Raw genomic sequence first — 21,148 nt, forward strand, 5'->3', positions numbered from 1 at the left:
ACCGGGGTCTTGCCGCAAGCCCTGGGGTGCGCTATACGTTCGAGTGGGACGAGAACACGACGTCACTGCTGCGCGGCCGGGGCCTCCGCCTCCGGCGCGGCACCACCGGGCGCCGGCACGGTCACGTCGTCGACGAAGCAGTAGGCCCAGCTCTCCCCCGGTTCGGCCGAGGCGACGAGCGGGTGGTCGTCCGCGGCGGCGTGGGCGCGCGCGTGCCGGCGCGGCGAGGAGTCGCAGCAGCCCACGTACCCGCACCCCAGGCAGACGCGCAGGTGCACCCACTCGGTGCCCTCCCGCAGGCAGCCCACGCACCCGTGCGCCCACGGCACCACGGGCCGGGAGGTGTCCCCGTGGTCGCAGCCGCTGCCCTGCGGCCAGGCGTAGCGGACCACCCGCGTGGTGTCGACGGCGGTCCGCCGCGCGTCCGGGTGCGCCACCTGGTGCCCGAGCTCGGAGAGGACGGCGCGCTCCAGCGCGTGGCCGGAGATCCGGTCCCGGTCGAGGACGTGGTCGGCGCCGGCCTCCGCCAGCTCGACGACGTCGACGGCACCCAGCGGGCGCGCGACGATGGGGGCGGTCGTGACCGCCCGCGCCGCCGTGACCACCCGCACGGCCTGCTCCGGGTCGTCCTCGGCGACGACGGCGAGGCGGGCGGCGGGCACCCCGGCCAGCCGCAGGATCTCCGCCTTCGTCGGATCCCCGCGCACCACCGCGTGCCCGTCCGCCTCGGCCTGCGCCGCCCCGTCGGGGTTGAGCGTCGTCATCACCACGGCCACCCCGCGGTCGCGCAGGGTGGCCGCCAGGCCCAGCGCGGTGGGCCCCCACCCGATGATCGCCACGTGGTCCCGGTGCGCGCCGTCCTCGTCGGTCGCCCCGGGCCCTCCCGCGGTCGCGACGGGTGCGCGGTCGAGCCGCGCGGCCGCCGCGGCCAGCTGCGGGGTGCCCAGCATGAGCAGCACCGTGGCGGCGACGACGACCTGCGCGCCGTCGTCCGCGAGCCCGAGCGGCGCCAGCCCGGCCGCGGTGCCCACGGTGAGCAGCACGAAGGAGAACTCGCCGACCTGGGCCAGGAGCAGCCCGGTCGCGGCGGCGGTGCGCCAGCGGATGCCGACGGCGGTGGCGGCGACGGCGGTGGTGAGCGTCTTGAGCACCAGGGCACCGGCGGCGGCGCCCAGCACGAGCGGAAGGTTGGCGAGCATGAAGCCGACGTCGAGGAGCATGCCGACGGAGACGAAGAAGACCGCGCTGAACACGATCTGCAGCGGGAGCACCTCGGCGAGCGCCTGGGTGCTGGCCCGGCTCTCGCTCACCACCAGGCCGGCCAGGAAGGCCCCGAGCGACACGCTCACCCCGGCGAGGGCGGTCAGGTAGGCGGTGCCGAAGCAGACCGCGACGATCGCGAGCAGGAACACCTCGGGCGAGCAGGTTCGGGCGACCACGTCCAGCAGGGCGGGCATGACCCGGCGGGCCAGCACCAGGACGGCGACGATGACGCCCACCGCAGTGAGGACGGCCCACAGCAGCGCGCCCCCGGCCGAGCCGCCGCCCTCGGCGGTCGGGCCGAGCAGCGGCACGACCAGCACCATCGCCACTACCGCGAGGTCCTGGGCGATCAGCACGGCAAGCGCCAGCCGGCCACGGACGGTGGAGCTCTCCCGCCGCTCCCCCAGCAGCTTGAGCACGATCGCCGTCGACGACAGGGCGAGCAGGAAACCGGTGAACAGCCCGTCGCGCCAGTCGCCGCCGAGGGCGAGGGTCACCCCCAGCCCGGCGCCGGTGGCGAGCGCCAGCTGCAGCCCGCCGGCGACGGCGATCCACGTCCAGACGCGGGCCAGGCGCTCCAGCGAGAACTCGATGCCGATGGTGAACAGCAGCAGGATCACGCCGATGTCCGCCGCGGCCTCCACGGCCTCGCTGCTGTCGACGACACCGAACTGGGCCGGGCCGATGAGGACGCCCGCCACCAGGAACCCGACGATCGGCACCACCCGGGCCCGGGCGGTGAGGTAGCCGATGACCGCTGCCGCGACGACGAGCGCGGCGGTGGGCGCCAGGTAGCCGGGCACCTCGCCGGCGGCGATGACGAGGTCTGCCTGGGGCGACATGCCGACATGATGCGCGCCGCCGGCCGCAGTCCCCAAGGCCGTACCGGCGCGGCGGGGTCGAGGGGAATCACTGGGCGCCGCGGGTGTTGCAGGACGACGATGCTGCCAGCAGGCGGTGGAGGAGGACGACCCATGACTGCGCCATCCCCGGCCGGCACGGGCCTCCGCATGGGCACTGCCCGGGGACGCTGGGTCCTCCTCGCGACCGTGCTGGGCTCGGGCGTGGCGATGCTGGACGCCACCGTCGTCAACGTGGCTCTGGAGCGGATCGGCTCCGACCTGAACGCGGACTTCGCCGGCCTGCAGTGGACGGTCAACGCCTACACGCTGACGCTGGCCGCGCTCATCCTGCTCGGCGGCTCGCTGAGCGACCGCTACGGGCGGCGGCGGATCTTCGTCGTCGGCGTCTGCTGGTTCGCCGCCGCCTCGCTGCTGTGCGGGCTGGCGCCGGACATCGAGACCCTCGTGGCCGCGCGCGCCCTGCAGGGCATCGGCGGGGCCCTTCTCACCCCGGGCAGCCTGGCGATCATCTCGGCGTCCTTCTCCGGCCCCGACCGGGCGGCCGCGGTCGGGGCCTGGTCCGGGCTGTCCGGGGTCGCCGCCGCGATCGGGCCGTTCGTCGGCGGTTGGCTGGTGGAGTGGAGCTGGCGGGCGGTCTTCCTGATCAACCTGCCGCTGGCGGCGCTGGTCGTCCTCGTCGCCGTGCGGCACGTGCCTGAGTCGCGCGACCCGGCGGCCGCGCCGCGGCTGGACTGGACCGGGACCGTGCTCGTCGTCGCCGGGCTCGGCGCGCTGACCTACGCGCTCACCGCCGCCGGCGAGGCGGGTGCCGGCCCGGGCCCCTGGCTGTGGGGCGCCGCGGGGCTGGTCGCCCTGGCGGTGTTCGTCGCCGTCGAGCTGCGGTCGCGGCATCCCCTCGTCCCGCCGACGCTCTTCGCCGACCGCCAGTTCTCCGCCACCAACGCCGTGACCCTGTTCGTCTACGCCGCGCTGGGCGCGTTGTTCGTGCTGCTGGTGCTGCACCTGCAGGTGGTGTCCGGGTTCAGCCCGCTGCTGGCGGGCACCGCGCTGCTGCCCGTCACCGTCCTCATGCTGCTGTTCTCCGCCCGCGTCGGGGCGCTCGCCCAGCGGATCGGGCCCCGCGCCCTGCTCACCGGCGGGCCGCTGGTGTCGGCGGCCGGCGTCCTGCTCATGCTCCGCATCGGCCCGGACGCCTCCTACCTCGTCGACGTGCTGCCCGCCGCGGTGCTCTTCGGCGCCGGGCTCACGCTGCTGGTCGCCCCGTTGACGGCGACCGTGCTCGACTCCGCCGCCGACCGCTACGCCGGCGTCGCCTCGGGCGTCAACAACGCCGTCGCCCGGGCGGCAGGGCTGCTCGCGGTCGCGGTCGTCCCGGTCGCGGCCGGGCTCGGCGGCGCCGACTACTCCGACCCGGAGATCTTCGCCGACGGCTTCCGGACCGCGGTGTTCATCCTCGCCGGGCTGCTGCTGGCCGGCGCGCTGGTCGCCGCCGCGTACGTGCGCCGCCCGCTCGGCGACGCCGGAACGGAGACCCCGGCGCGGCCGTCCGGCGCCGAGCGCATGCGGATCGAGGAGTGCCTGCACTGCCCGGTGGCCGGCCCGGCCGTGCACCCTCGGGACGAGGCGCCGGCCCCCGAGCCCCGCTCCGCCTCGTCCTGACGCCCAGCGGCCCGACGTCTGCCCGCGCGCGGCAGACCCTGTCCGCAGCACCGGCCGAGGTGTAGCCAGGACCCATGGACCCTCTCCAGGTGGGTCGCGCCGCGGTCGACCGCCGCGCGTGGGAGCAGGCGTACGAGCACCTGGCCGCCGCCGACGACCAGGGCGGGCTGCGGGATGCGGAGGACCTGCTGCGGCTGGGGCTCAGCGCCCACCTCACCCGCCGGGACGAGGTCGCCGAGCGCGCGTGGGAGCGTGCGTACGAGGCGTTCGCCGACCGCGGCGACGCCCTGGCCGCCGTCCGGTGCGCCTTCTGGCTCGGCCTGGTGCTGGTCATGGCGCGAGGCGCCGAGGAGCGGGGCGGTGGCTGGATCGCCCGTGCACAGCGCGTGGTGGAGGAGACGGCGCCGCGAGCGTGCGCCGAACGGGGGTACCTGCTGCTCCCGGTCGGGCTGCGCGAGATGGACCGCGGTGATCCGGCGGCCGCGCGCCGTGCCTTCGAGGAGGCGGCCAGGACCGGCCGGCACTTCAGGGACGTCGACCTGGCGACGCTCGGCTGCCTCGGGCAGGGCCAGGCGCTGCTGCGGAGCGGCGCGACGGCCCGCGGGCTGGCGGAGCTCGACGAGGCGATGATCGCCGTCCAGGCCGGCCGGGTCTCGCCGATCGCTTCCGGGATCGTCTACTGCGCCGTGGTCCTCGCCTGCCAAGAGGTCCTCGACCTGCGCCGGGCCCAGGAGTGGACGGCGGCGCTGACCGGGTGGTGCGAGGCGCAGCCCGGCCTCGTCCCGTTCCGGGGGCAGTGCCTGGTGCACCGCGCCGAGCTGGCCCAGTGGCGCGGCGACTGGGCGGAGGCGGTCGCGGAGGCCCAGCGCGCCTGCCGCTGGCTGTCGGACCCACCCGACCTCGCGGCCGGAGCCGCGTACTACCGGCTGGCCGAGCTGCACCGCGTGCGCGGCGAGCCCGCCGCTGCCGAGGCCGCCTTCCAGCAGGCGGTCTCCCTCGGCCACGACCCGCAGCCCGGGCTCGCGCTGCTGCGGCTGGCCCAGGGCCGGACGCAGGCCGCGGTGGCCGCCGTCCGCTGCGCCGTCGACCGGCCCGCCCTCGGCGGGCCCGGGGTGGTCGGCGAGGTGCGCGCTCCTCGCCCGCGGGCGGAGCTGCTGGCCGCCGCCGTGGAGATCCTGCTGACTGCGGGGGACGTCGGGGCGGCCGGGGGCGCCTGCGACCAGCTGGACGGTATCGCCGACGTCGTCGGCACCAGCGCCATGCGGGCCACGGCCGCGTGCGCCCGGGGCAGGGTGTCGTTGGCCGAGGGCAGGTACGCACCGGCGCTGGAGCATCTGTCGGACGCGCTGGCGCGCTGGTCGGCGCTGGCGGCCCCCTACGAGGCCGCGCGGACCCGCGTCCTGGTCGCCCGTGCGCTGCGCGGACTGGGTGACGAGGACACGGCCGCGATGGAGGTGACCACGGCGAGGAGCGTCTTCGAGTCGATCGGCGCGACGCCGGAGCTGGAGCGCCTCTCCGCCCCTCCGCCCGCGAGCGGGCTGACGCCCCGCGAGCTCGACGTCGTCCGCCTCGTGGCGGCCGGCCGCACCAACCGCGAGATCGCCGCGCAGCTGGTGATCAGCGACAAGACCGTGGCGCGGCACCTGCACAACATCTTCACGAAGCTCGCGCTGCCCAACCGGTCGGCCGCGACGGCGTACGCCTACGAGCACCACCTGGTGTAGCCGTCCTGGACAGGACGGTGCATGTCAGCTCCCGCTGATGTGCACCGTCTGGCCGATGCCGGTGGGGTCCCACCGTTCCTAGCGTGGGAGACCCGCAGCCGCTGCCGCCAGGAGGAAGCCGTGCCCCACCTCGGAGAACACGCCATCGTGCTGGGTGCCGGAATGGCCGGGCTCGTGCACGCCGTACCGCTGGCCCGGCGTTTCCGGCGCGTCACGCTGGTCGAACGGGACCGGCTGCCCGACGGCCGGGAGGACCGCCGGGGGGTGCCGCAGGGCCAGCACATCCACCTGCTGGTGCCGGGCGGCCTGAGCCGGCTGGAGGAGCTGCTGCCGGGGATCGTGGACGACCTGACCGCCGCCGGTGCGCACGTCATCGAGGCGCCGGAGTGGCGCTTCCACATGGGCGGCGGCCGGCTGGACCTGACCGGCACGGACTTCCGCATCACCGGGGCGACCCGGCCGCTGATCGAGGGCGTCGTCCGCGACCGGGTCCGCGCGCTGGCCGGCGTGGAGGTGCTCGACGGATGGGCCGCCCGCGGCCTGGCGGCGGACGCGGAGCGGACCCGCGTCACGGGTGTGCGGCTGCGGTCCCAGGCCGATCCCGCGGAGGAGCGGACCTTGGACGCCGACCTGGTGGTGGACACGACCGGCCGCGGCTCCGCCTCGCCCCGCTGGCTGGCCGAGCTCGGCTACCCGCCACCGGCGGAAGAACGCCTCAAGGTCGACGTGCACTACACCACCCGGGTGTTCCGCCGCGATCCGGCGGTGCTGGACGGGGACCGCAACGTGCTCGTGGACGTGCCGCCCGACGGGCGCCGGGGCGGGGCCGCGCTGGCCGTCGAGGGCGGGAAGTGGATCGTCACCCTCATCGGCATGCTCGGCGAGCGCCCGCCGGCCGACCTGCCCGGCTTCACCGACTACGCCGCCGGCCTCTGGAACCGGGACCTCGCACGCATCGTCGAAGGCGCCGAGCCGGTCGGGGACGCCGCCCGGGTCGCCTTCCCCTCGTTCTCGCGGCACCGGTACGACCGCCTCCGGGGGCTCCCCGAGGGCTTCCTCGTCGCGGGTGACGCGGTCTGCTCCTTCGATCCCCGCTTCGGGCAGGGCATGACCGTGGCGATCATCGAGGCCGTCCAGCTCGGCCGTGCCCTCGACGCGCGCGGCCTGGACGGCGTCGGCCTCCGGACGCTCTCGGCGGCGCGCCCGGCCGTGCAGGACGCGTGGGACCTCGCCACGGGTTCCGACCTCGCGCACCCGGAGGTGGACGGCCCGCGGCCGGCGTCGTGGCGGCTCACCACCGCCTACTTGCAGCGCCTCGTGCCGGCGGCGCACCGCGATCCCGTCGTGGCCGCGGCCTTCATCCGGGTCATCGGGATGCTCGCCCGTCCGCAGGAGCTGATGCGCCCGCACCTGGTCGCGCGGGTGCTGCTCGGGTCCCGCCGCCGGACCGGGCGCGAGGTGACCACCGGCGTTCCCGCGGGAACGCGCTGACTACTGAAGCGGGCGCGCCGCCTTCCGCACGGCCCAGCCACCTGCGGCGTCCGCGGCCCGGCGCCACAGCGGATGCCGCTGGTGTTCCAGCCGGGCCGTACCGACGCAGGACTCCCCCGCCGACCCGGTCAACGCGGCGCGGGCCGGGTCAGCCCCCGTCCGCTGCGGAGCCGTGGGCTCACAGCGTCGTGGGGAGCCCCAGAGCGGCGAACAGCTCGCAGTCGAGGTTCAGGAAGCTGGAGATGTGGGCGATGCGGCCGTCCTCGATCTCCAGCACGTGCAGGCCCCAGGGCACGTGACCACCGCCCTCCGCCGGCCGGTACTGGGCGAAGGCCGGGGTCCCGTTGGCCGAGGTCTGGATCAGCCGGGACCCCCGGCACGCGCTGGCCGGCTCCGTCACCATCCAGGCGCCGATGTCCTCCCGGCCCCGCAGCCACATCTCGAACGGCGGCATGTGCTGGGTCGCGTCCTCGTGCAGCAGCTGCACGAAGGCATCGATGTCGTAGCGCTCGAAGGCGTCCAGGTAGCGGGCCAGCAACGCGCGTGCGTCGTCGTCCAGGGTGCGCGGCGCCGGGCGGCCGCCCACGTCGGCGAGCGTCGCCCGGGCCCGCTGCAGGGCGCTGTTGACCGAGGCGACGGTGGTGTCGAGCAGCTCGGCGACCTCGTCGGCCTTCCAGCGCAGCACCTCGCGCAGGATCAGCACGGCGCGCTGCTTGGGCGGCAGGTGCTGCAGCGCGGCGACGAACGCCAGGCGCACCGACTCCTTGGCCACCGCTTGGTCGGCCGGGTCGCCGTCCTCGGGGAGGACCTGGCGGTCGAGCACCGGCTCGATCCAGGCCGTCGCCGGCCGGCGCCCGCTCAGCGACGCGGGGACCGGCGGGTACGGGGAGCCGGCGAGGTCCATGGGCAGCGCGCGGCGCTGCCGGCCGGCGAGCTGGTCGAGGCAGACGTTGGTGGCGATGCGGTAGAGCCACGACCGGAGCGCCGACCGGCCCTCGAAGTCGGAGAGGCCGCGCCAGGCCCGGACCAGGGTCTCCTGCACCGCGTCCTCGGCGTCGAAGACCGAGCCGAGCATGCGGTAGCAGTACCCGGTGAGCTCGCGGCGGTGCTCGAGCAGCCGCGGGTCGAGCTGTTCCGCGGGACCGATGACGGCACTGGTCACAGGAGTCCACCCCTCGGGATCGATGTGCCGGTCAGCACACCACAGGCCACCGACAGGACGGGAGCCCCCGGAGCGCCGTGGCTCCGGGGGCCCCGGTCCTTCCCACCCGGTGGGGCGGGTCGGTGTCAGCGCGTCACGGCAGCAGCGGCTCGCCGTCGCGCACGAGCTGCCAGTTCTCGACGAAGAACTCCGCCGGGTCGATCACGCCGACCGCCTGCGCCCGCTCGATGAGCAGCTGCCGGATCTCCAGCTGCTCGTTGTAGACCACCGGAGCGGTGGCGATGTGCGGGAAGCCGCCGCCGCCGCTGCGACGGTAGTTGTTCACCGCCACGACGAACCGGGCGTCGTCCGCGACCGGCTGCCCCTCGTACGTGAGGTCGACGATCCGCGAGCCCGCCGGCTGCGACACGTCGATGCCGTACTCAACGCCCGACAGGATGTCGTAGTTGTAGTCGGGCTGACCGCCGGCGTTCGTGATGGTCTCCGGGTCGACGTCCCCGGTGGCCGGCACCGGCTGGAAGTACCGGGCGGAGAACTCCAGGTACTCCTTCAGCTGCGCCCCGGTGAGCTCCACGGCCTCCAGGGTGTTGTCGTAGATGTAGAGGCCGGCGATGTCGCGGATGGTGACGTCACCGGCCGGGAAGACGGCGTCCCGGCTGAACGGCGCCGCGATCGACAGCACCGGCAGGTCGGCCCGGTCCGTGCCCTCCAGGGCGGCGGCCACGGTGTCGGCCTGCACGTCCTGGATGAAGTCCAGGATCGCGGTGTCCTCGTACCGGCTGGTGCGCGCGGAGAGCTCCTCCGCCGAGGTCGCCACCACCTGGTTGACGTACGCCACGGTCTTCCCGTGCGCCTCCGCCGTGGCGGCCAGCACCTCGGGCGACTCCTCGACCCCCGCGGTGCTCAGCGCCTGCGCGGAGGTGCCGACGACCTCCCACTTCCCGCCACGCACCTGCTCGAGCTCGATGTCCACCTGGGAAACGGTGGCGCCCCAGCGGTAGGGCTGGGTGAGCAGCACCTCCTCGCCGGTGACCTCGTTCACGACGACCTGGGAGAGGGCGTTCCGGTGGGTGTGGCCGACCACCATCGCGTCGATCCCCGGCACGGTGCGGGCGATGACGTCCGACGGGTTCTCGGTCGGCATCTCGGGGCCGTAGGACGACGTCCCGCCGACGCCCGCGTGGGAGAGGACGACGACGACGTCGGCCTTGCGGTCGACGACCGGCACCCACTTCTCCGCCGCCTCGACCATGTCCTGGAACGTCACACGGCCCTCGACGTTCCCCTTGTCCCAGATGGCCGAGCCAGGGGTGGTCAGGCCGATGATGCCGACCCGGACCGGCTCGTGGCCGGGTACCCGCATCGTCTCGATGGTGTACGGCTTCAGGTAGGGACGCGGGGTGCCGTCACGGAGCACGTTGGCCCCGAGCACCGGGTGGTCGACGTCCTTCTCGTAGGCCCGGAGCAGGTCCAGGCCGTAGTTGAACTCGTGGTTGCCGACGACCTGCGCGTCGTAGCCGATGGCGTCGAACGCGGCCGCCATCGGGTGCTCGACGCGGGTCTCGGTGACCGGCTCCTGCTTGGCGTAGTAGTAGCTCAGCGGCGTGCCCTGCAGGAAGTCGCCGTTGTCCACGACGAGGACGCTCTCCTCACCCCGCTCCGCGCGGACCGAGTCCACGACCGTGGCCACCTTCGCCAGCCCGGTCTCGAAACCGGCCTTCTCCGAGTAGGTCCGGTCGGCGAAGTAGTCCCAGTTCTGCACGCGGCCGTGCAGGTCGGTGGTGGCGAGCATGGTCAGCGTCAGGTCGTCCGCCGCGGGCGGCGCGGCCGCGGCCGGGCTCAGGGGCGCCATGGTCAGCACCGCGGCCGTGGCCGCCACGGAGAGCGTGGTCCGCCGTCTCATCCGGTGGTTCCTCTCGATCGAACGGTCCCCGTGACGGTGTGCAGGGGATCCGCGATGGAGAGTAGGGACGGGGACCGACAGCCCGGCGGCCGGCCGGTGACCGCCGCGCTACTGGTAGCTGATCAACTGGGGGTCGGGCTCGACCTGGCTGATCGTCTCCTCCGGCGTGAGCATCGGGATGTCCTCGTCGTAGAAGTTCTTCCAACCCCACCACAGGCCCTCGGGCGCGTCCCGCCGCAGCGCCGCCCACGTGCTCTGCTTGGCGCCCTGCCCGCCCTGACCGTCGGCGTGCACCATCACGGCGAGCTCGTCGCGGCTGAGGTCCACCCGCTCGCGGCCCGGGATCATGTCCAGCCGGAACTGGTGGAGCACCAGCAGCTTCTGCGGCAACTGGTTCTCGCGGGTCAGGTCGGCGAGCCAGGTCACCACGCGGTTGACCTCCTCGACGTCCACCGAGCCGATCTGGCGCAGGTGGACCTCGTTCGGGCCCAGCCGCCACTCGGGGTCGAGAGCCAGGCCGACGTGCGGCATCTCGAGCAGCGGCCGGTACAGCTCCGCCTGGGTGACGAAGTCGGTGCGCCCGGGCTGCAGGTCCAGGACGACGTACATGCCGGCCTCGCCCGCCGCCTCGACCCACGGCCGCAGCAGCTCGATGTCGGCCTCGGCGGAGTAGTCGCCGTCCGCCCCCGCCGACGCGGAGGCGATGGTCGAGATGATCTCGAAGGCCGGCACCACCGTCTCCTCGACCAGCGGCTCGTAGGGCGCCGCGTGGGCCCGCGCCCGCTCGACGGCCGCGTCGACCGGCTGCTCCCCCATGAGGCCGAGCGCGGCGGTGCCGGGGTGGCCGTAGAGGGCGACGAGCAGCTTCCCCGGGAAGAGCGTCTGCCCACCGCCGGGCAGCTCCACCCCGGTGGCGGCGGTCTCCACCTTCCAGTCCAGGCCCTCCTCGGCGGCGAAGCCCGGGCCGATCGCCACGACCGAGCCGGGGTCCGCCTCGCCGAGCGCGCTGACCACGTCGGCGGACGCCCGCGGGTCGGTGGTCCCTCCGGTCAGCAGCACCCGTGCGCCGGCCGCGCGGGCCGTCGCGATGGCGGCCAGCGACCCGGGCTCGCCGGAGGCCAGCACCACGGTGTCCTCGAGCGGCTCGGGGCGACTGGTCGCGGGGAGCTCCCCGGGCGACCCGTCCTCCGCTGTCTCCTCCGCGGGCTCGCTCGCAGCGCCTCCGCCGCTCTCCGGCTGCAGCGCGGTGGGCTGCTCGGGGTCGAGCGCGGCCACGGCCGGGGCGTCGCCGTCGGCCGGGACCGGCTCGCCGTCCGCGAGGTCGACGCCGGTCGCCGCCGCCACCGCCTCGGCGTCGGCCGCCACCGCCACCACGTCCACGCCCGAGCCGGACAGCGTGGCGTCGCCGACGGCGAGCACCGTGCCCGTGCCCAGCCGCTCCAGCTCGCCGATCACCGGCTCCGGGGTCTCCGCACCACCGGTGACCAGCAGCGGGACGCCCATCGCGACCGCGGCCGACGCCCCCAGCAGCAGACCGGCGCGGTCGTCCTCGTCCGCGAGAACGGTGACGTCGGAGGAGCCGTACAAGGCGCGGCTGGTGCTCACCGCCGTCGCCACCGGGTCCTCGTCCGCGACCACCGTCAGGAACTCGCCGGGTGCCGCCGTGACCGCCTCGGCGACCGGGGCCTCTTCCGGCTGCTCCTCGTCGCCGGACGACGTGCAGCCGGCGAGCAGGGCGGCGCTGAGCGCGAGCGGGATTGTGCGAGAGCGCACGTGGGGCCTCCGTCGGTCGGGGCGCCGACGACCGGACGGGCACGTCGACGTCGGCGTGACGGCACCGACCCTAGACGGGGTCGCGCCGCGGCCGGGTCGCCGGACACGCTGGCGGCGGGCCGAGGAGCGTTCCGCGCCGGGGTGACCACGGCACTCCGTCCGGGACGACCCGGCCACGGACCGGCCGCCCGACGGGACGGGCCCGGCGGCGGCGGGCGCCGGCTGCCCGGCTGCCTGCGCGGGCGGCGCCGAACTCGTTGGCGGTCCGTCGGACCGGCCCGGTAGACACGTCGACGTGACCGATGTCGACGCCCGGCTGCGCCCGGTGACCCCCGACGAGTGGCCGGCCTTCGCCCACGCCATGCACGACGTCTTCGCGGAGGAGGCGCCGCCGTCCTTCGCCGAGAGGCCCTCCTCGGTCGCCGAGCTGGAGCGGTCGCTGTCGATGTGGGACGGCGATCGGGTGGTCGCCACCGCCGGCATCTACAGCCGGACCCTCGCCGTCCCCGGGGCGCTGGTGCCCTGCGCCGGCGTCACCTGGGTGACCGTGACCCCGACCCGGCGCCGGCGGGGCGTGCTCACCGCGATCATGCGCCGGCAGCTGACGGAGCTGCACGAGCAGGAGCGCGAGCCGGTGGCCGCGCTGTGGGCGGCCGAGTACCCGATCTACGGCCGCTTCGGGTACGCGCCGGCGACCCGGGAGGCCCGCTTCTCCGGCCGCACGGAGCGGCTGCGGCTGCGCCCGGACGTCGACCTGGGCACCGGCCGCGTGGAGCAGGTGCCGGTCGAGGAGTACCGCCCGGCCGCGGTCGCCGTGCACGGCGCGGTGCACCGCTGGGTGCCCGGCAACATGGTGCGCGACGACCGGTGGTGGGACCGGCAGCTGCGCGACGAGCCCTCAGGCCGGGAGGGCGCGTCCGCGCGGCGGTACCTGCTGCACCGGGAGGCCGACGGCACGGTGACCGGGTACGCCGCCTACCGGGTGAAGGGCGCCTGGAGCGACGCCGGCGAGCCCGAGGGCACGGTGATCGTCCAGGAGGTGCGGGCGACCAGCACCCCGGCCTACGCCGCGCTGTGGCAGGTGCTGCTCTCGATCGACCTGGTCCGCACCGTGAAGTACCAGGCCGCCTCGCCCGACGACCCGCTGCGCTGGCTGGTCACCGACGCCCGCGCGCTGCACAGCACCCCGGTCGACGGGCTCTGGGTGCGGCTGGTCGACGTCGACCGCGCCCTCGCCGCCCGCCGCTACCCCGCGCCCATCGACCTCGTGCTGGAGGTGCGGGACCCGTTCTGCCCCTGGAACGAGGGGCGCTGGCGGCTCTCCGGGCACCCGGCCGGCGGTTACTGCGGCCGCACCGACCGCGACCCCGACATCGTGCTGGGCATCGAGGAGCTCTCGGCGGCCTACCTGGGCGGCGTCTCGCTGGCCGGGCTGCAGGCGGCGGGGCGGGTGACCGAGGTGAGCCCCGGGGCGGTGACGCTCGCGTCGACGGCGTTCGGCTGGCCGGTCACGCCCTGGTGCCCCGACAGCTTCTGAAGCGAGCCCGCGCCGAGCCCGGTGACGTGCTGGAACGGCCTCCCTGCAGGGACCCGCGCCGGGCCTGCGAGGTGTGGGGGTAGGGAGGTCCTTCCTCAGTCGGTCCCGGCCTCCATCGCCGCCCGGTCCAGCAGCTCCTCGTCGGCCGGCACCTGACCGCGGGAGGCGATCGTCTCGGCGCCGCCCTCCTCGGTGACGTCGATCAGCCCGGTCGCCGCGGCCTGGGCCGCGCCGATGGCCACGTGCGACGGCGCGCCCCCGACCATGCCCAGCCGCGCGTACTGCTCGAGCTTCGCCCGGGAGTCGGCGATGTCGAGGTTGCGCATGGTCAGCTGCCCGATGCGGTCGACCGGCCCGAAGGCCGAGTCCTGCGTGCGCTCCATCGACAGCTTGTCCGGGTGGTAGCTGAACGCCGGGCCGGCGGTGTCGAGGATCGAGTAGTCCTCGCCCCGGCGCAGCCGCAGGGTCACCTCGCCGGTGACCGCCATCCCGACCCAGCGCTGCAGGGACTCCCGCAGCATGAGCGCCTGGGGGTCCAGCCAGCGGCCCTCGTACATGAGCCGGCCCAGCCGCCGACCCTCGGAGTGGTAGGTGGCGAGGGTGTCCTCGTTGTGGATGGCGTTGACCAGCCGCTCGTAGGCGATGTGCAGCAGCGCCATGCCCGGCGCCTCGTAGATGCCGCGGCTCTTGGCCTCGATGATCCGGTTCTCGATCTGGTCGGACATGCCCAGACCGTGCCGTCCGCCGATGGCGTTGGCCGCCAGCACCAGGTCGACGGCGGAGCCGAACTCCTCCCCGTTGATCGTCACCGGCCGCCCCTGGGCGAAGCCGATCGTCACGTCCTCGGGCGCGATCTCGACCGCGGGGTCCCAGAACCGCACGCCCATGATCGGCTCGACGGTCTCGATGCCGGTGTCGAGGTGCTCGAGGGTCTTCGCCTCGTGCGTGGCGCCCCAGATGTTCGCGTCGGTGGAGTAGGCCTTCTCGGCGCTGTCCCGGTAGGGCAGGCCGTGGGCGACCAGCCACTGGGACATCTCCGTGCGCCCGCCGAGCTCGGTGACGAAGTCGGCGTCCAGCCACGGCTTGTAGATGCGCAGCGCCGGGTTGGCCAGCAGGCCGTACCGGTAGAACCGCTCGATGTCGTTGCCCTTGAAGGTCGAGCCGTCGCCCCAGATCTGGACGTCGTCCTCGAGCATCGCGCGGACCAGCAGCGTGCCCGTGACCGCGCGCCCCAGCGGGGTGGTGTTGAAGTAGCTGCGGCCACCGGAGCGGATGTGGAAGGCGCCGCAGGTGAGCGCGGCGAGCCCCTCCTCGACCAGGGCGGCCTTGCCGTCGACCAGGCGGGCGAGCTCCGCACCGTAGGCGGTGGCCCGGCCCGGGACCGAGGCGATGTCCGGCTCGTCGTACTGCCCGATGTCGGCGGTGTAGGTGCAGGGCACCGCCCCCCGGTCGCGCATCCACGCGACCGCTACGGAGGTGTCGAGACCACCGGAGAAGGCGATGCCGACGCGTTCGCCGACGGGCAGGGAGGTGAGCACCTTGGACACGGCACAAGTATGCATGACCGTGCATGGTCATTCACAACCGGCCGTCCAGCTTCCCGACGGCGGCGCGGGCCGCCCCGCCGTCGGGACGGGTCAGGGGTGCTGCGTGCGGGTGGGCAGGCCGCCCGCCGGGCGGTGCCGGTCGCGCTCGTAGTCGGTGATCAGCCCGATGCGGCGGACGTGCCGCTCGTCGCCGCTGAACGGCGTCCCGAGGAACTCCAGGACCAGGGCCGTGGCCTCCTCGTCGCTGTGCTGGCGGGCGCCGATGGAGACCACGTTCGCGTCGTTGTGCTCGCGGGCCAGCCGCGCGGTCGCGGTGTTCCAGACCAGCGCGGCCCGGACACCGGGGACCTTGTTCGCCGCCATCTGCTCGCCGTTGCCCGAGCCCCCGATGACGACGCCGAGGGTGCCGGGCTCGGCGACCGTCCGCTCCCCCACCTCGAAGCAGAACGGCGGGTAGTCGTCCTGGGCGTCGTACTCGAACGCGCCGCAGTCGACCGGCTCGTGACCGGCCTCGGAGAGCGCCTGCTTGAGGTGCTCCTTGAACTCCAGGCCCGCGTGGTCGGTGCCGATGAAGACGCGCATGCCGGGGAGTCTGACAGGCTGCCCGATGTGGCGGTGCTGGGGCTGGACGGCTGGCGCGGGGCCTGGGCCGGAGCGCTGCTGGACGACGGTGGGGTGACCCTCCTCGCCCTCCCCGACGCGGCGGCGGCGCTCGCGGTACCCGGGGTGGAGGTCGTCGCCGTCGACATGCCGATCGGGCTCTCCGCCGACGGGTCGCGCGGCTGCGACGTCGCGGCGCGGCGGCTGCTGGGCCGGGCCGGCAGCTCGGTCTTCCCGGCGCCGCTGCGACCGGTGCTGGACGCCGCCGACTACGCCGAGGCGTGCCGGCTCTCGGTGGAGGCGTCCGGCAAGGCGTTGTCGAAGCAGGCGTGGTTCCTCGTGCCGTCGATCCGCACGCTCGACGACGCCCTCGGCGAGCCGCCGGACCCGCGGGTGCACGAGGTCCACCCGGAACTGGCCTTCCGGGCGCTGGACGACCGGGTGCGCGACCCGAAGATCACCGCCCGCGGGCTCGCGCAGCGGCTGGCCGAGGGGCGCGCCGAGTACGTCGGCGACGGCCGTCTCGACGCCCGCGGCCGGCCGATGCGGATCACCTGGTGAGCACCGGCTGGCAGGAGGTGGCCGAGGGCGTCCTGGTGCGCCGGCACCGCTCCCTGGACCTCAACTGCGGCCTCGTGCTGGGCGAGGGCGCCTGCCTCGTCGTCGACACCCGGTCGCACCTCGGCGAGGCGGCGGACCTGGTGGCGGCCGTCCGCGCGGTCACGCCGCACCCGTGGACCGTGGTGAACACCCACGCCCACTACGACCACTGCTTCGGCAACGCGGCCTTCCGCCCGGCGCAGGTGTGGGGCTCGCGGGGCTGCGCGGCCGCCCTCCGTGCCGACGGCGAGGCACAGCGGGCCGCCGTCGTCGCCACGCTGGGCGCCGAGGAGGCCGCCCTGCTCCGGGCGGCCCCGATCGACCCGCCGGACCGCCTCGTCGACGACGTCGCCGTGCTGGACGTCGGCGGTCGCGAGGTGGTCCTGCGGCACCTCGGCCGGGGGCACACCGACCACGACCTGGTGGTCGAGGTGGAGACCGCCGACGACGCGACCGTGCTCTTCGCCGGGGACCTGGTCGAGCAGGGGGCGCCGCCGGATTTCGAGGACTCCTGGCCGGCGGACTGGCCGGCCACCCTCGGCCGGCTGCACGCGCTGGCCCGCGGCCCGGTGGTGCCCGGGCACGGCGCGGTGGTGGACGCGGGCTTCGTCGGTGCCCAGCGGGAGGAACTGCTCGCCGTCCTGACCGCCCTGCGCCAGGGCGGGCCGGGGCCCTACCCGGCGGCGACGATGGCGGTCGCCGCCGGGCGGCCGCTCACGAGCCGGTGAGGCGGCGGACGACCGACAGCGGCAGGACGCGCAGCAGCGCGGCGACCGGGCGCCACGGGAACTCCGGCACGTACCCGCGCACCGGCTCCCGCTCGATCACCTCGACGAGCGCCTTGACGCCCTTGTCGAGGCCGACGGTGAGCGGGCCGCGGCGGCCGACGTTGATGTCGGTCGCGATGTAGCCCGGCAGGATCGTGGAGACGACGATCCGCGAGCCGTAGACGTCGGAGCGGATGCCCTCGGCCAGGGAGTTCAGCGCGGCCTTGCTCGCGCCGTAGGCGGTCCGGCTGCCGGGCATCCCCCGGACGGAGGCCACCGAGGAGATCAGCACCAGGTGCCCCATCCCCTGGCGGCGGAAGAGCTCCATCGCCGCCTCGCACTGCGCGTGCGAGCCGAGCACGTTGGTGTGCAGGACGGCACGGTTGCCCGCCGCGCCCCCGGTCCCGACGGACTTCCCGGCGCCGATGCCGGCATTCACGATCACGCGGTCGAAGCCGCCGAGGCGGTCGGCGAGGTCGGTGAAGACGGTGGGCACCGAGGTCGCGTCGTCCACGTCCATCGCGGCCACCTCGACCCGGATGCCGGGGTGCGCTGCGCGGAGCTGGGCCTGCAGCGCCTCCAGCCGGTCGACCCGGCGGGCGCAGAGGGCGAGGTCACGGCCCATGGCGGCGAACCGGCGGGCCATGCCCTCGCCGAGGCCGGAGCTGGCGCCGGAGATGAAGATGCGCTGGCGGGTGGGGTGCGGCATCCCGACAGGATGCCGCACCCCACCCGTGACGTACTGGGACGGCCACCGAACCAGGGGCTCGTCCCGAGCGTGCGAGGGACGAGGGGGTCGGGGGTCCTTACCGGGTGAGCTCCAGGGCGTCGGCCGGGACGGAGTCCATGTCGGGGCCGCTCAGCCGCGTGCGCTTGAGCTCCCAGAAGTCGGGCAGGTTGGCGAGCAGGACGGCGCCGTCGAAGGCCTTGCCGGCGTCCTCACCGGTGGGCACCTTGCTGATGACCGGGCCGAAGAACGCCACGCCGTCGATGTGCATGACCGGCGTCCCGACGTCCTCGCCGACCGGGTCCATGCCCGCGTGGTGGCTCTTCTCCAGGGCCTCGTCGTACTCGGTGGAGGTGGCGGCCTCGGCCAGCGACGCCGGCAGCCCGACCCGCTCCAGGGCCGGCGCGATGATCTCGCCCAGCTCGCGGCCCTCGTGGTGGCGGAGCGTGCCCATGGCCGTGTAGAGGTCGCCGAGCACCTCGTCGCCGTGCTCCTGCGCGGCGGCGATCGCCACCCGCACCGGGCCCCAGGCCTGCTCCATCATCTGCTGGTAGTCCTCGGGCAGGTCGCGCCCGCGGTTGAGCACCGCCAGGGACATGACGTGCCAGTGCAGGTCGATGTCGCGAACCTTGGCGGCTTCCAGCACCCAGCGGCTGGTCAGCCAGGCCCACGGGCACAGCGGGTCGAACCAGAAGTCGACGCGGGCCTTCACCGGCGCGCTCTGCACTGCCTCGGTCATCTCTGCTCCTCGCTGCGGTGGCCCGGGTCGCCGAGTGCCCGGACCGTCTGCGGTCAGGCAAGTCCCGGCGCGGTCCGGTTGTTCCCGGCCGGTGGACGGCGGGCGCCGGCGTCGTCCCCGCATGACAAGCTTCCCGGCGTGGCCGTACCCAACCTGACCCGCACCGACGCCGCCGCCCGCGCCGAGCTCCTGGACGTCCGGAGCTACGACATCTCCCTCGACGTCACCGACGGGGCCGGGCACCCCGGCGAGCACACGTTCCGGTCGACGACGACCGTCGAGTTCACCTGCCGCCGCCCGGGCGCGGAGACCTTCATCGACCTGGTCGCCGAGACGGTGCACTCGGCGACCCTGAACGGCACCGAGCTCGACGTGAGCACCTACACCGAGGAGGGCGGCCTGCCGCTGCCCGGCCTCGCCGAGACCAACACGCTGGTGGTGACGGCGGACTGCCGCTACTCGAACACCGGCGAGGGCCTGCACCGCTTCCTCGACCCCGAGGACGGGCAGGTCTACCTCTACACCCAGTTCGAGCCGGCCGACGCCAAGCGGATGTTCACCTGCTTCGACCAGCCCGACCTCAAGGCGACGTTCACCGTGCACGTGACCGCGCCGTTCGACTGGCAGGTCATCTCCAACACCGGCGGCCGCACCATCGAGGCGGGCGAGGCCGGCTCGCAGCTGGCCCACTTCGCGCCCACCAAGCGCATCTCCACCTACCTGGTGGCGCTCATCGCCGGCCCGTACGCCAAGGTCACCGACCTGCACGAGGGCATCCCGCTCGGGCTCTACTGCCGGGCGTCGCTGGCCCGGTACCTGGACCCGGAGGAGATCTTCCGGGTGACCAAGCAGGGCTTCGACTTCTACCACCGGGTGTTCGACTACCCGTACCCGTTCGACAAGTACGACCAGCTCTTCGTGCCCGAGTTCAACGCCGGGGCCATGGAGAACGCCGGCGCGGTGACGTTCCTCGAGGACTACGTCTTCCGCTCGAAGGTGAGCCGGGCCCGCTACGAGCGCCGCGCGGAGACGATCCTGCACGAGCTCGGCCACATGTGGTTCGGCGACCTGGTGACCATGCGGTGGTGGGACGACCTGTGGCTCAACGAGTCCTTCGCCACCTACATCAGCACGCTGTGCCAGGCCGAGGCGACCGAGTACACGACGGCGTGGACGACGTTCGCGAACACCGAGAAGGCCTGGGCCTACGCGCAGGACCAGCTGCCCTCGACCCACCCGATCGCTGCAGACATCCCCGACGTCGCCGCGGTCGAGGTCAACTTCGACGGCATCACCTACGCCAAGGGCGCCTCGGTGCTCAAGCAACTGGTGGCCTACGTCGGCCGCGACGAGTTCCTCGCCGGCGTGCAGCGCTACTTCCGACGGCACGAGTACGGCAACACCACGCTGGCCGACCTCCTGGGCCCGCTGTCGGAGAGCTCGGGCCGCGACCTGTCCGAGTGGGCCGACCAGTGGCTGCGCACCAGCCAGGTCAACACGCTCCGGCCGGTCTTCGAGCTCAGCGACGACGGCCGCTACACGAGCTTCGCCATCGAGCAGTCGGCGGTCGTCGAGCACCCGGTGCTGCGCAACCACCGGCTGGCCGTGGGGCTCTACAGCGAGGGCCCCGACGGGCTGACCCGCAGCCACCGCGTGGAGCTCGACGTCGCCGGCGCCCGCACCGACGTGCCCGAGCTGGTCGGCCACCCGGCGGCGGACCTGGTGCTGGTCAACGACGACGACCTCACCTACGCCAAGATCCGGCTCGACGAGAAGTCGCTCGCCACGCTCCGTTCCCGGATCGGTGCGCTGCCGGATTCGCTGCCCCGCGCGCTGTGCTGGTCCGCGGCCTGGGACATGACCCGCGACGCCGAGCTGCCGGCCCGTGAGTGGGTCCAGCTCGTGCTGGCCGGCATCGGCGCCGAGACGGAGAGCAGCGTCATCCAGTCGCTGCTGGCCCGGGTGCAGAGCGCGCTCTCCTCGTTCGCCGATCCGGCCTGGGCGCCGACCGGCTGGGCGCAGCTCGCCGACCACGCGCTGGCCGCGCTCGAGGCCGCCCCGGCCGGCAGCGACGAGCAGCTGCTGTGGTCCCGCACGCTGGCCAGCGCTGCCCGCACGGAGCAGCACGCGGCGGCGCTGCGCGGGCTGCTCGACGGCTCGCGCGTCCCCGAGGGCCTGGTCGTCGACGCCGACGCCCGCTGGGCGTTCCTGCACGGGCTCGTCGCCATCGGCGCGGCCGGTGACGCGGAGATCGACGCCGAGGCCGAGCGCGACGCCACCGCCACCGGCATCCGTCGGGCGGCCACGGCGCGGGCCCTGCGGCCGACGGCGGAGTCGAAGGAGGAGACCTGGCAGCGGGCCTTCACCGACGAGTCCATCCCGAACGCCGTCCACGAGGCGGTGCTGCAGGGGTTCTGGCACCCGGCCCAGCGGGAGCTCACCGCCGGGTACGTCGACCGCTACTTCGCCGACATCCGCCCGCTCTGGGACCGCCGGCCGGGCGAGATCGCCAAGAACGCCGTGCAGTACCTGTTCCCGCCGATCGTGGAGCCGCGCACCATCGCGGCGGCCGACGCCTGGCTCGCCGACGCCGAGCAGCCGCCCGCGCTGCGCCGGCTGGTGTTCGAGGGCCGGGACGGCATCGCCCGCGCCCTGCGCGCCCGGGAGCGGGACGCCGCCGCCGGCAGCTGAGAGACGACGGAGGCGCCACACCCCGAAGGTGCGGCGCCTCCGTCCGGCCCCCTGCAGGCGCCCGCGGCGGGCCGGCGAGCCCTGGGGGGCAGGGGGTCCTTC

The 21,148-nt window shown here is 74.7% G+C and carries 15 protein-coding genes; 7 read left to right on the forward strand and 8 right to left on the reverse strand.

Annotated features, from left to right (window positions below):
- Positions 1-62: 62 nt before the first annotated feature.
- Positions 63-2,105 carry a cation:proton antiporter domain-containing protein gene (locus ACI792_RS02835; protein WP_456601232.1) on the reverse strand — a complete coding sequence of 681 codons (2,043 nt, stop codon included), beginning with the start codon at positions 2,103-2,105 and terminating at the stop codon, positions 63-65.
- Between the two features lie 132 nt (positions 2,106-2,237).
- On the opposite strand from ACI792_RS02835, the gene ACI792_RS02840 reads away from it, so the two are divergent.
- The 3 genes from ACI792_RS02840 to ACI792_RS02850 all read left to right on the forward strand — a co-directional run bounded on the left by ACI792_RS02840 (position 2,238) and on the right by ACI792_RS02850 (position 7,000).
- A complete protein-coding gene (locus ACI792_RS02840; RefSeq protein WP_456601233.1) occupies positions 2,238-3,785 on the forward strand; it encodes an MFS transporter in 1,548 nt (515 codons plus the stop codon).
- A gap of 74 nt (positions 3,786-3,859) precedes the next feature.
- A complete protein-coding gene (locus ACI792_RS02845; RefSeq protein WP_456601234.1) occupies positions 3,860-5,509 on the forward strand; it encodes a LuxR C-terminal-related transcriptional regulator in 1,650 nt (549 codons plus the stop codon).
- Between the two features lie 120 nt (positions 5,510-5,629).
- Complete coding sequence (locus ACI792_RS02850; RefSeq protein ID WP_456601235.1) at positions 5,630-7,000, forward strand: FAD-dependent oxidoreductase; 1,371 nt, start codon at positions 5,630-5,632, stop codon at positions 6,998-7,000.
- A 178-nt stretch (positions 7,001-7,178) separates the two neighbouring features.
- Here the strand turns inward: ACI792_RS02850 and ACI792_RS02855 are convergent, their stop codons facing one another.
- From ACI792_RS02855 to ACI792_RS02865, 3 genes are all read right to left on the reverse strand, one after another.
- Entirely contained in the window at positions 7,179-8,162 is a 984-nt protein-coding gene (locus ACI792_RS02855) for a sigma-70 family RNA polymerase sigma factor (protein ID WP_456601236.1), read from the reverse strand.
- A 133-nt stretch (positions 8,163-8,295) separates the two neighbouring features.
- Complete coding sequence (locus ACI792_RS02860) at positions 8,296-10,065, reverse strand: bifunctional metallophosphatase/5'-nucleotidase (RefSeq protein WP_456601237.1); 1,770 nt, start codon at positions 10,063-10,065, stop codon at positions 8,296-8,298.
- A gap of 108 nt (positions 10,066-10,173) precedes the next feature.
- Positions 10,174-11,838, reverse strand: a complete 1,665-nt coding sequence (locus ACI792_RS02865) for a hypothetical protein (RefSeq protein WP_456601238.1) — start codon at positions 11,836-11,838, stop codon at positions 10,174-10,176.
- A 295-nt stretch (positions 11,839-12,133) separates the two neighbouring features.
- Between ACI792_RS02865 and ACI792_RS02870 the strand changes: the two genes are divergently transcribed.
- Positions 12,134-13,375, forward strand: coding sequence for a GNAT family N-acetyltransferase (locus tag ACI792_RS02870; RefSeq protein WP_456601239.1), 1,242 nt, complete (start codon positions 12,134-12,136; stop codon positions 13,373-13,375).
- Positions 13,376-13,470: 95 nt separating this feature from the next.
- Here the strand turns inward: ACI792_RS02870 and argG are convergent, their stop codons facing one another.
- Together argG and ACI792_RS02880 are read right to left on the reverse strand one after the other, a co-directional pair.
- The gene (argG, locus tag ACI792_RS02875) at positions 13,471-14,922 is read right to left on the reverse strand and encodes an argininosuccinate synthase (protein WP_456581826.1); all 1,452 of its coding nucleotides are present in this window, start codon (positions 14,920-14,922) and stop codon (positions 13,471-13,473) included.
- Between the two features lie 90 nt (positions 14,923-15,012).
- Positions 15,013-15,504 (reverse strand): ribose-5-phosphate isomerase, encoded by a 492-nt coding sequence (locus tag ACI792_RS02880; RefSeq protein WP_456601240.1) that lies wholly within the window; start codon positions 15,502-15,504, stop codon positions 15,013-15,015.
- Between the two features lie 27 nt (positions 15,505-15,531).
- Here ACI792_RS02880 and ACI792_RS02885 point away from each other — a divergent pair, with 27 nt between their 5' ends.
- Together ACI792_RS02885 and ACI792_RS02890 are read left to right on the forward strand one after the other, a co-directional pair.
- A complete protein-coding gene (locus ACI792_RS02885; protein WP_456601241.1) occupies positions 15,532-16,083 on the forward strand; it encodes a DUF429 domain-containing protein in 552 nt (183 codons plus the stop codon).
- Positions 16,080-16,850, forward strand: coding sequence for an MBL fold metallo-hydrolase (locus ACI792_RS02890; RefSeq protein WP_456601242.1), 771 nt, complete (start codon positions 16,080-16,082; stop codon positions 16,848-16,850). The genes ACI792_RS02885 and ACI792_RS02890 overlap by 4 nt, the downstream gene beginning before the upstream one ends.
- Here ACI792_RS02890 and ACI792_RS02895 read toward each other — a convergent pair.
- The gene (locus tag ACI792_RS02895) at positions 16,837-17,598 is read right to left on the reverse strand and encodes an SDR family oxidoreductase (protein WP_456601243.1); all 762 of its coding nucleotides are present in this window, start codon (positions 17,596-17,598) and stop codon (positions 16,837-16,839) included. The two genes, ACI792_RS02890 and ACI792_RS02895, sit on opposite strands and share 14 nt — an antisense overlap.
- Positions 17,599-17,695: 97 nt before the next feature.
- Complete coding sequence (locus ACI792_RS02900) at positions 17,696-18,355, reverse strand: DsbA family oxidoreductase (RefSeq protein ID WP_456601244.1); 660 nt, start codon at positions 18,353-18,355, stop codon at positions 17,696-17,698.
- 138 nt (positions 18,356-18,493) lie between these two features.
- Between ACI792_RS02900 and pepN the strand changes: the two genes are divergently transcribed.
- Positions 18,494-21,046: an aminopeptidase N gene (pepN, locus tag ACI792_RS02905; protein WP_456601245.1), complete on the forward strand. Its 2,553-nt coding sequence runs from the start codon at positions 18,494-18,496 to the stop codon at positions 21,044-21,046.
- Positions 21,047-21,148 lie beyond the last annotated feature (102 nt).

This window comes from Blastococcus sp. SYSU DS0669 (genome assembly GCF_054050895.1).

Excerpts from the sequence above, each read along its gene's own strand:
- ACI792_RS02860 (WP_456601237.1), bottom strand. The coding sequence starts at position 10,065 with ATGAGACGGCGGACCACGCTCTCCGTGGCGGCCACGGCCGCGGTGCTG.
- ACI792_RS02895 (WP_456601243.1), bottom strand. The coding sequence starts at position 17,598 with ATGCCGCACCCCACCCGCCAGCGCATCTTCATCTCCGGCGCCAGCTCC.
- ACI792_RS02835 (WP_456601232.1), bottom strand. The coding sequence starts at position 2,105 with ATGTCGCCCCAGGCAGACCTCGTCATCGCCGCCGGCGAGGTGCCCGGC.
- ACI792_RS02880 (WP_456601240.1), bottom strand. The coding sequence starts at position 15,504 with ATGCGCGTCTTCATCGGCACCGACCACGCGGGCCTGGAGTTCAAGGAG.
- ACI792_RS02840 (WP_456601233.1), top strand. The coding sequence starts at position 2,238 with ATGACTGCGCCATCCCCGGCCGGCACGGGCCTCCGCATGGGCACTGCC.
- ACI792_RS02900 (WP_456601244.1), bottom strand. The coding sequence starts at position 18,355 with ATGACCGAGGCAGTGCAGAGCGCGCCGGTGAAGGCCCGCGTCGACTTC.
- ACI792_RS02845 (WP_456601234.1), top strand. The coding sequence starts at position 3,860 with ATGGACCCTCTCCAGGTGGGTCGCGCCGCGGTCGACCGCCGCGCGTGG.